Raw genomic sequence first — 9,741 nt, 5'->3', positions numbered from 1 at the left:
CTATTAGCTTACGACGCTGGTACAGGGAGCATTCGAGCAGTTCTTTTTGATTTAAACGGTAATCAACTTGCTGTTAGTCAAAAAGAATGGATTCATAAATCAGACAGTCGTTACCCTGGTTCTATGAATTTTGATGTAACTGAAAACTGGCAGCTCGTTCAACAATGTACGAAAGAGGTTCTTCAAAAAAGTAATACGTCCTCCTCTTCTATTAAAGGTATTAGTGCAACGAGTATGCGTGAAGGCTTTGTTTTATACGATAAAAACGGGCAGGAAATATGGGCTTGTGCAAATGTTGATGGTCGCGCGTCAGCGGAAGTTAGTGAACTAAAAAAAATCCGTTCCGAAATTGAAGAAGATTTATATAAAAAATCCGGTCAAACTTTTTCGTTAGGTGCTTTACCTCGCTTACTTTGGATAAAAAAGCATGAACCAGACGTGTACAGAAACATTCATTCTTTCACGATGTTAAACGATTGGATTTTATATAAATTGTGCGGCGTACTGCAAATTGATTCTTCAAATGGATGTACGTCCGGTATATTYGATTTACAAAATAGAGCTTGGGATAACTSSRTYGCTGAGCAATGCGGTCTTACTCTAGCCTTTTCTCCAAAAGTAAATGAAGCTGGTACAGTTATCGGTAATATCACACAACGAAGTTCTAAATTAACAGGATTACATGAAGGAACACCGGTCGTTGCTGGCGGCGGAGATGCACAAATGGCATCGCTTGGAACTGGAGTTGTAAAGCCTGAACAAACATTTATATGCGGAGGCAGTTTTTGGCAACAAGAAGTAAATATAACAAAACCAGAAACTGATCCAAATGCGGCGATTCGTGTTAATTGCCACGTCATTCCTAACCTATGGCAATACGAAACAATCGCTTTCTTCCCTGGCCTTGTTATGAGGTGGTTTCGAGATGCCTTTTGCCATGAAGAAAAACGGCTCGCTGAAAAACTCGGTGTAGATGCTTATGAATTACTAGAAGAACAAGCGAAAGAAGTTCCTGTAGGCTCTCACGGTATAATCCCTATTTTTTCAAATGTAATGAACTATATTTCTTGGCGACACGCTGCACCATCCTTTTTAAATTTAAGTTTAGATGCTGATAAATGTGGGAAGAAAGAAATGTTCCGGGCAATAGAAGAAAATGCCGCCTTCGTTACATTCGGCAACTTGAAATTAATAGAGGCTCTCACAGGTAAATTTCCTTCTGAAGTGATTTTTGCTGGCGGCGCTGCTAAAGGAAAACTTTGGCCGCAAATTCTTTCAGACGTTCTTGGAATCCCAGTGAAAGTACCAGTTGTAAAAGAAGCGGCAGCTTTAGGAACTGCAATTGCTGCTGGGGTTGGTGCTGGCATATATTCATCTATGGCAGCGACTGCCGAACAGTTTGTACAGTGGGAAAACACATTTGAGCCAGTCACTGAAAATCATGAATTATATAAGGAATTCTATGAAACATGGAAAACTGTGTATAACAGTCAGCTCGCTTTAGCCGATAAAGGGCTCACCTCACATATGTGGATTGCACCCGGTGCTCTGTAACACATTACATAAAGTGAAACTTTAATCAGTGGGGGTTTTGTTCCTCCCCCACTGATTATTAGTTGAACCAATCGGGCGTTTACGGGCAGTTGACCTCCCCCTAACTTCTTTGCTCCAGCCAAATTTTGAGATGGGAGTTTTACTGCCCGTTAACGCGGGATAAAGGAGTGAAATGTATGTTAAAAGCGAATGAAAATGATTTCTCCTATCGCTTCGGTGATAACGGGCCTAAATATTTAATACAAGGTCCAAATATCGATCTTGGCCTAGTCGTGATTCAGCCTGGGCAAGAGTTTCAAAATCACTATCATACAACGTGCGAAGAAGTCTTCTATGCGTTAGAAGGCGAAATAGATTTCTATGTGAATAACGAGAGAGTTCCGATCAAACAAGGGGATGTCTTGCAAGTTCGACCTCATGAATCCCATTATCTTATTAACCATTCTGATAAGCCTTTTAAAGCTGTTTTTATAAAGTCACCACATTTACCAAATAAAGATACTGTACAAACTGAAAATCCAACATTAACGAAGGAGTGATTCCTAATGACTTGGGGATTTAAAAATCGATTAAATACAATTTTACCTGACGGCAGAGCGGTTATGTTAGCGATAGATCACGGCTACTTTTTAGGGCCAATTCACGGACTTGAACAACCGTTAGAAACAGTTAAAAACTTACTTCCATATACTGATTCCCTCTTTTTAACACGAGGCGTATTAAGTTCCTGTATTCCTGAAAACTGCAACACACCGATGGTTATGCGTGTATCAGGCGGGGCAACTGTAGTAGGCAAAGATTTAGCGAATGAAACAATTGTTACACCTGTGAAAGAAGCAGTAAAACAAAACGCAATTGGCGTCGGCGTTTCTGTCTTTGTTGGATCAGACTATGAAACACAAACTGTTTCAAATCTCGCAAACGTAGTCTCTGAAGCTCACGATTACGGCCTGCCAGTACTCGGTATTACCGCCGTTGCAAAAGAACTACAAAAACGTGAAGCTCGCTTTCTAGCACTCGCCTCCCGCGTATGTGTTGAAATGGGAGCTGATATTATTAAAACGTACTACTGCGAAGGATTCGAAAAAATCACAAGCACATGCCCTGCTCCAGTCGTAATCGCGGGAGGACCGAAACTAGATTCAATCGAAGACGCATTAAACATTACGTACAATGCGCTGCAAGAAGGCGCAATCGGAGTAGACATGGGCCGAAACATATGGCAATCCGAACATCCAACTGCGATGATTCAAGCGATTCATGGTATTGTGAAAAATGGATTGAATGTGAAAGAGGCGCTGGAACTATATAATGACGTGAAAAATTAATGTGAAAAGATGGACTATTTATTATAAAGGGTTCAGTTAAGAAGAGTAAAACTTGTTTTGACACTCAAACTACAAAAGGAAAAGGATGGCAAGTGCCATCCTTTTTGACATACATTGAACTTTTACTGTTTTCAAGTTTCCTTCTTCGACTAACGAGCCAAAAATTTTAATCAACCTTTAACTTTATAGCTTTTGTAGCAATAAAAGTTTTAATATGCTTATCTAATATCCTTGTTCCACCAAAATCATCCTCATAAAAACCCGTTATAACAAAACCAGCTTCAACTTGACCTTGGATTTGATTTTCTAGAGTATGTGCGTATTCTATTGTTTGATTTAAATTAATATAATCTTGAACTTCATCCTCTGGTAAATAATCCAATGTTGATGAAGGTATTGAATGTTTAACATCCAAAATACCTTTTTGTTCTTGGTTGTCATCAAAAATCCATAGTAAAGGATTTGTAAATCCAGAAATAAGAATACCTTTATTCTTTAAAACCCTTGAAATCTCATTCCATACAAGATGAACATCTTTTACAAACAAATTAGAAACAGGATTTACGACAATATCAAAATATTCATCTTCAAAATCATTATGGTCTGACATATCTCCTTGTACTGTTTTTAAAGTTAATCCATCCCGTTCCGCTACCATTTCATCTTGTTCCAATTGCTTCTTAGATATATCAGTAACTGTTACATCTGCTCCAGCAGCAGCCAGTACTGGTGCTTGTTGCCCCCCACCTGATGCTAAACAAAGTATCTTTAATCCCTCTAATGACTTTGGAAACCAATCTCTAGGAACTGATTTTTCTGTGGTGACTGTAATTTCCCATTCACCTGATTTACTTTTTTCAATAACCTCACTACTTACAGGTTGAGTATATCTAGAACCTTCTTCAACCTTCTTATCCCATGCATTACTGTTTTGTTGTGTAGTATCCATTATAATCATTCCTCCTAACTATCTAGTTGCATTTTAATTGTGACATTATTAACTATTTACACCCTTTTTCTATTAACCTGCCGATAGTTAATAAATGGTTTTCTATATTTATTTTAACACATAAACATCCTATTTTTCTAAATATTTAAATTAATTGATTATATTGTAAAAAACGAGAATTGTTTCAGTTATAATAAAATATGAAAACAAAATAAAGGAAAAGAGGAATGATTATGCAACGAATACCTTTTGAACGCCCTACTGATCATTATGATGAACGCTTATCTTCTATTGATGAAAAAATTTGCTCTTTATTAAAAGAACGGAAAGAACTTTCGAATGGGAATCCGGGTTTCCCACCAGATGAAGCCATTTCTAATTGGGCAAAGCAGAACGGGTTATATCCCGATTATTTAAATTCATTATTCTCATCTATGATGGACGAAGATGAGTTTAAACCTCGCGTCGAACCGACTAAGTTTAAAAAACATATACCCGTTTTAAAAACTTATGAACATAAAGAAACTGTGTATACTGTAACCTTTATTCGTCAATATTCTAACGCTAGTGTAATTAATTTATATAAGGAATGGGATCAAAAAAAACAATACACTTAATGAGAATCATACACATAGCCTTGTTGAATTATCGATAAATGATACATACGATTGCTGGGCAGAAGGATGGACTGGAACAGATGGACATGTGAGCTACCAATTTGTAGTTTCCCCTACTCTTCCTAATAATCTCTCTGGAATTAGCTTATTATTTAAAGAACAAAGTATGCCATTTATTAAAGATCAAGCTATGCTTGAATTTGAAATTCGGTTAGATTAATAAAGTGAAACTTTAATCAATCGGGCTTTTGAATAAAAGATGCTTATTTTTTACTTTGGTGTTCCATTAAATAAGCGAATAAAATGATCAAGCCCCTTTCCAAACTGGATAAGGGGTTATATATACACCTTCAAAGAATTATTCTTGATGAGTGCCATTCAGTTTTGAGACTTTCTTACCATCTCTATAGTAAAGGCAAGATACTTCAATTAACAATCCATTAAACATTGTAAAATAAAAACCATAACTACTACCTCTCATTGAATACGGTTYCTTGTCTATTTCAATGCCACCAGCTACTAAACGATTATATGATTGATCAACTTCACTTGAAGTTTCCACTAAAAAACCAATATGAAAAGCTTCAGGATACATAACTTCCTTATTCCCCTTAAATGCTTTTGGATCACTTAGCACGAGTATAAATCCACTCTCATCACTCATTACTACAAGTGCCTTTCCCTTTTGCTCCAAAAATTGAAAATCAAAAAATATTTCAAAGAAATGTCTAGCTTCTGATAAATCATCAACACATAGATTTAAATGATTCAACTTCATTCACTCCTCTCCTTTTAAGCAGAGGGTATATATACTCATATTAATAACACTTACATATGTAAGGAAAGATATTCAAGTGTTCCGTATAGTCTAGAACGTTTTTTAAAATGCAACATTTGGAATACAATGAATGAAATTATATGAACGATTCGACACGGAATCTCGATTTACCGATAAAGGCTGTCAATCGTAGTAATCTACTTAATTCTTTGTGCAATTGGGTGATCATCCTTTAGTTGCAGTAGATCCCATAAATTCCCGTATAAGTCCTTAAATACTGCAACAATTCCGTATGATTGCTCTTTCGGCTCTCTCACAAATTCTATTCCTCTTGAAATCATTTCATTATAATCTCTCCAAAAATCGTCAGTATTTAAGAAAAGAAATACTCTACCGCCTGATTGGTTACCAATAAAGGGCTCTTGCTCAGGTTTAGATGCCCTGGCTAGTAATATTGTTGTGCCGACTGAACCTGGAGGAGATACCACTACCCACCGTTTGTTTTCTTCTGGCTGATAAATATCTTCAACTAATGTGAAATTTAGTTTCTTTGTATAAAATTCTATTGCCTCATCATAGTCTTTTACTACTAATGCGATATGAACTATCGATTGAACCATTATTATTCCTCCTAATCTTACTCACTGATMGAGTTTATATTATAACATTTCTAGTTTTAACTTATCCGTTAATTATTCTTACATCACAGGCGAATCATTCTCTTTATTCAATATAAATAACCATCTATCAGTAAGCAGATAGATGGTTATTTATTCGAAAGAATATAATTAAACAAATGTATTTTTACGACTGTTGATAAGCCGATTTCGATGATTTCACATAATAAACTCCGTGCTCAACCTTAATGATATGATCTGGTTTTGGCTTACCGCGGCCCGCTCTATGTCCAGCTAAGTGCTCTTCACTCGTTTCCCAGTTCTTCCATGCTTCTTCCGATTCCCACCGAATCATAACTACAACTTCTTCGTCTCCGCGTCTTACTTTTTTAACGAGAACACTTAAGTCGATGAATCCTTCAAATTTTTCAATAATTCCTTCTCCTGTGAAACGCTCTACAACTATATTAGATGTACCTTCTTTTACTGTAAATGTCTTCGTTTCGATAAACATATATTCCACTCCCTCTTTGTAATACGAATACTAGTATTCTTCTATTATAATTGATTATGATAATTRTTTTCAATTATAAAGTTTCAAATCTTTAGAATTATGCTGACTTCTCCTCAATCGCCTCATCTAAAAATTTGAAATACGGAAGCAATATCCCTATTAAAGAAGTAACACATATAATCGAACCGATGATAAAGTATARTACTCTCACTCCCCACATTTCACTCAGTATTCCCCCWARWAACACACCTAATGGCATTGCCGATCGTATGAAAAATAATCGCACTGAAAATACTTTTCCTATCATATTAYTTGGGACAGTTTGTTGGCATATCGTCGTRTTATGAACATTGAAAAATGMAATACAWATACCMGCAATTACCTCGATTACAATCGCAATAATAATACTATTATTTAAACCTAGTGAAGTGTAAGTAAGGCCCCCTACGAATAATCCCCCAAGCATAAGTAATCTACGGCTTCTATACTTCACTTTCCCAACTAACATGGAACCAACTACATAGCCAAGTGGGAATCCTGCCATAAAATAACCGTATTCAGCATACCCTGCCGATAGTTCATCTTTAATATAAGGAAGATTCGTAACCATCGTTACTCCTACTCCAAATTGAACGAATGTTAGAAAGATACCAAGCCAAACGATAACTGGTTTTGTGAAAAAGTATGTAAAGCCGTGAAGAAACTCTTCTAGCCACGTTTTTCGAAGTTCTTGCTTTATCCTCTTTTCTGTAATGAAAAGTAATAATCCTCCACTTATAAATAGACAAACGCACACAAAAAATAATGTAAGCTTCATTCCAATAAAATGAATGACGATACCACCTAWTACTGGCGCKAGAAACATCATAAGACGAGTCATTCCATCTATATACGCATTYGCRTCTTGAAGCTGCTCTTTACTTACAAYRSTYGGTGTAATCGCTTGACTGGCGGGTGTATAMAGMGGCGTAATGAGMCCWACTATAATTTGAACAACGTAAATGTGCCATACTTCTACACTGTTAGTAACTAGCATTACTAAAGGCAGTAAGAAAACAGAGGCCCGCATCCATTGCGAAAAAATCATAATCCACTTTCKGCTCCATTTATCAATAWATGGSCCRCTTATAAGTTGYAGTATGAGWGAMGGRATWARATATAGTAACCACATACTRCTTAATGCTGTTTTYGATCCTGTTAAYTCATAWACRAGAATTGAATTACATAACGTCCCGAAAGCCCCGCCTAATTCTGAAATTGCACTGCCAATCCACATAAAAAAGAATGAACGATTTTTCAATACACTATTCACTATAGCTCACCAACTTTTCTATTAAATTCCTCCCTTTATGTACATTCTCGTTGTATATTATCTATTCAAAAATGCATCTAATTCTTTCGCTAAAGACTGCAATGCTTTCTTTCTTAACACATATTTCCCATCATGAATATCAACTAACTTTGCTGAACGTAAAAGTTTCAAATGATGATGTACTGTCGATTTTCCTAGTTGTAATCTTTCCGTTATTTCTTGCAGTGTACGCTCTTGTTCAAATAATAGTTTTACAATACGCAATCTTGCCTCGTCCCCGAGCGCCTTATGTTTATGAACTAAAAAATAACTCGGTTCATACGGATCTTCTGGATGAATACTTTCATTTGCGACCGGATAATGAAACACTTTCGTATCTTCAATATCAGCTTCTATGTTCCACGGTCTGTACGTAATTTGCGGGATAAGAAGTACGTGATGCACACTTGGCTCTGGCATATATATAACACCACCTGTAGCCCACTCGACAAACTCTTCCGGTTTCATCTTTTTATTCATTTCATTTTTCGCTTCATAATCTCGCTTTAATATAGAGAGCAGTTGCTCCTCTTCTTTCTTAATAACACCCTCATACCATCCTGTCATAACCGCGATTAAATGACCCTTTAGTTCTTGTACAGCTGCATCACATATAAAGCCAATATAAGTAGAGAAAAACTGGTGATCATGTGTCAGTTCCTTTAATTCATGTATTGCAGTTACGTCTCCATTTGCTGCTAAACGTCTTTTTCTTTGATGCATTTCTCCTAAAAACGGTAAGCACACATATTTAAAATCTACTTCCGATAACGAATTGATATTGTGAACAAACTGAGATAAATCCGTAAAATCTCCATCATACAGTAACTGTAGCAACGCTTTCCACGTATTRTGCTTCTCRACAAATTGYAAATGCTCTATCATTTCATGWGRTAAAGATTKTCTWATTTCTTCCCATTCRCTTTGAGKCTTTTCAAGMGTRTCGATTAACCTCTTATGAGTAATTGCTGCAATGCCAAGTGCACATTCGAAAAGTATCGAATACTTCATTTGAACATTGTACGTTTCTCTGTTTCTACTCGTTACGTGAAAGACTTCCATTTCATCCCCTCCTTATTTGCTAAGTATTAAATTCTATWTTTATCGAATTATACCTTCTAWWTTTTTAGAATTTTGAAATATTACAAAATTTATTTCACTACAAKTTTTTAAATTTAAGCTRCAGTTGMTTTTCWTGTTCAACTATGAGGCAGGTTTMTTGAWGAGAAAGGAGAATTTATTGCAGTAAGAAAAATGATTTTGAAAGTATAAGTTTATTTCTGCAATTGCTACAACGGTGTCATATTGTTCTTTTAGAAACGTACCTACTTATCAATCAGATGATAAGTAGGTACGTTTCTACCTAATTTCTCTAACATTTATTGTTGGTCTATCTCATAGTTAAGGAGGCTATATGAATGGGTAAAAAAGAAGTATTACAAAATGGAGTCAAACAAGTTTTTTACGAAGAAGAATGGTACCCACCGATATCAGAAGCGTTAAAGAATCTTACTGCTGCACAAGCATGTTGGCACCCAGAAGGAACGGCCAGTAATACGATTTGGGAAAATGCAAACCATTTACTAATCTTTAAAGAGCGCTTACTTTCTCGCTTACATCAAGATGACACATTTGTTGCTCCACAAAATAATGATGACACGTTTGTCCAAGGTGGACCTAATGATGATGGTGCTTGGCAACAAACAGTGAAGCGAACGCTTCACGTACATGATGCCTTACAATCTTCATTAACATCCCTTCAAGAAGCAGAACTGGATCAACCAATTCCTTCTCTACCAGTTTGGCAACAATATATGAATATCCTTTTGCACGATGCTTATCATACAGGACAAATTATACAACTCCGGAAACTCCAAGGTTCATGGCCAACTCATCGTTCTTATTTATAAACGATGATTAAAATTTCTTATATTAATATGCAGCAAAACAATTGAAAATAGCTAACTGTTACATCAATCCCTCTTATAATTACTGCTATTACTCAGGATAAAAAAATTGAAATAGTTTAATCC

General features: G+C 36.0%; 10 protein-coding genes and 1 pseudogene. 5 read left to right on the top strand and 6 right to left on the bottom strand.

Annotated elements, in window-relative coordinates:
* The 3 genes from lsrK to lsrF all read left to right on the top strand — a co-directional run.
* On the top strand, positions 1-1,554 hold a 1,554-nt coding region (lsrK, locus tag AC1DJR_RS09345; protein ID WP_477002459.1), incomplete at its 5' end, for an autoinducer-2 kinase.
* A gap of 176 nt (positions 1,555-1,730) precedes the next feature.
* A complete protein-coding gene (locus AC1DJR_RS09340; protein WP_000909986.1) occupies positions 1,731-2,093 on the top strand; it encodes a cupin domain-containing protein in 363 nt (120 codons plus the stop codon).
* Between the two features lie 6 nt (positions 2,094-2,099).
* Positions 2,100-2,882, top strand: a complete 783-nt coding sequence (gene lsrF / locus AC1DJR_RS09335; protein WP_131247931.1) for a 3-hydroxy-5-phosphonooxypentane-2,4-dione thiolase — start codon at positions 2,100-2,102, stop codon at positions 2,880-2,882.
* Positions 2,883-3,048: 166 nt separating this feature from the next.
* Here the strand turns inward: lsrF and AC1DJR_RS09330 are convergent, their stop codons facing one another.
* The gene (locus AC1DJR_RS09330; RefSeq protein ID WP_477002458.1) at positions 3,049-3,831 is read right to left on the bottom strand and encodes a class I SAM-dependent methyltransferase; all 783 of its coding nucleotides are present in this window, start codon (positions 3,829-3,831) and stop codon (positions 3,049-3,051) included.
* Between the two features lie 233 nt (positions 3,832-4,064).
* On the opposite strand from AC1DJR_RS09330, the pseudogene AC1DJR_RS09325 reads away from it, so the two are divergent.
* Positions 4,065-4,668: pseudogene (locus AC1DJR_RS09325) on the top strand (hypothetical protein).
* A gap of 138 nt (positions 4,669-4,806) precedes the next feature.
* Here the strand turns inward: AC1DJR_RS09325 and AC1DJR_RS09320 are convergent.
* The 5 genes from AC1DJR_RS09320 to AC1DJR_RS09300 form a co-directional block, all read right to left on the bottom strand.
* The gene (locus AC1DJR_RS09320; RefSeq protein ID WP_477002457.1) at positions 4,807-5,226 is read right to left on the bottom strand and encodes a VOC family protein; all 420 of its coding nucleotides are present in this window, start codon (positions 5,224-5,226) and stop codon (positions 4,807-4,809) included.
* Positions 5,227-5,423: 197 nt separating this feature from the next.
* Positions 5,424-5,846: a VOC family protein gene (locus tag AC1DJR_RS09315; RefSeq protein ID WP_002084855.1), complete on the bottom strand. Its 423-nt coding sequence runs from the start codon at positions 5,844-5,846 to the stop codon at positions 5,424-5,426.
* Positions 5,847-6,030: 184 nt separating this feature from the next.
* On the bottom strand, positions 6,031-6,357 hold the full coding sequence (gene hmoA, locus AC1DJR_RS09310) for a heme-degrading monooxygenase HmoA (RefSeq protein WP_000469495.1): 327 nt from the start codon (positions 6,355-6,357) through the stop codon (positions 6,031-6,033).
* Positions 6,358-6,454: 97 nt separating this feature from the next.
* Positions 6,455-7,669, bottom strand: a complete 1,215-nt coding sequence (locus AC1DJR_RS09305) for an MFS transporter (RefSeq protein ID WP_477002456.1) — start codon at positions 7,667-7,669, stop codon at positions 6,455-6,457.
* A gap of 57 nt (positions 7,670-7,726) precedes the next feature.
* Positions 7,727-8,770, bottom strand: coding sequence for an ArsR/SmtB family transcription factor (locus tag AC1DJR_RS09300; RefSeq protein WP_477002455.1), 1,044 nt, complete (start codon positions 8,768-8,770; stop codon positions 7,727-7,729).
* 356 nt (positions 8,771-9,126) lie between these two features.
* Between AC1DJR_RS09300 and AC1DJR_RS09295 the strand changes: the two genes are divergently transcribed.
* Positions 9,127-9,618: a DinB family protein gene (locus AC1DJR_RS09295; protein ID WP_477002454.1), complete on the top strand. Its 492-nt coding sequence runs from the start codon at positions 9,127-9,129 to the stop codon at positions 9,616-9,618.
* The last annotated feature ends 123 nt before the right edge of the window (positions 9,619-9,741 follow it).

It is taken from the genome of Bacillus sp. 05T31 (genome assembly GCF_056396725.1).
The sequence above is the reverse complement of the archived record's forward strand: the minus strand, read 5'-3'. Positions and strand labels throughout refer to the sequence as shown.

Excerpts from the sequence above, each read along its gene's own strand:
- AC1DJR_RS09295 (WP_477002454.1), top strand. The coding sequence starts at position 9,127 with ATGGGTAAAAAAGAAGTATTACAAAATGGAGTCAAACAAGTTTTTTAC.
- AC1DJR_RS09330 (WP_477002458.1), bottom strand. The coding sequence starts at position 3,831 with ATGGATACTACACAACAAAACAGTAATGCATGGGATAAGAAGGTTGAA.
- AC1DJR_RS09315 (WP_002084855.1), bottom strand. The coding sequence starts at position 5,846 with ATGGTTCAATCGATAGTTCATATCGCATTAGTAGTAAAAGACTATGAT.
- lsrF (WP_131247931.1), top strand. The coding sequence starts at position 2,100 with ATGACTTGGGGATTTAAAAATCGATTAAATACAATTTTACCTGACGGC.
- hmoA (WP_000469495.1), bottom strand. The coding sequence starts at position 6,357 with ATGTTTATCGAAACGAAGACATTTACAGTAAAAGAAGGTACATCTAAT.
- AC1DJR_RS09340 (WP_000909986.1), top strand. The coding sequence starts at position 1,731 with ATGTTAAAAGCGAATGAAAATGATTTCTCCTATCGCTTCGGTGATAAC.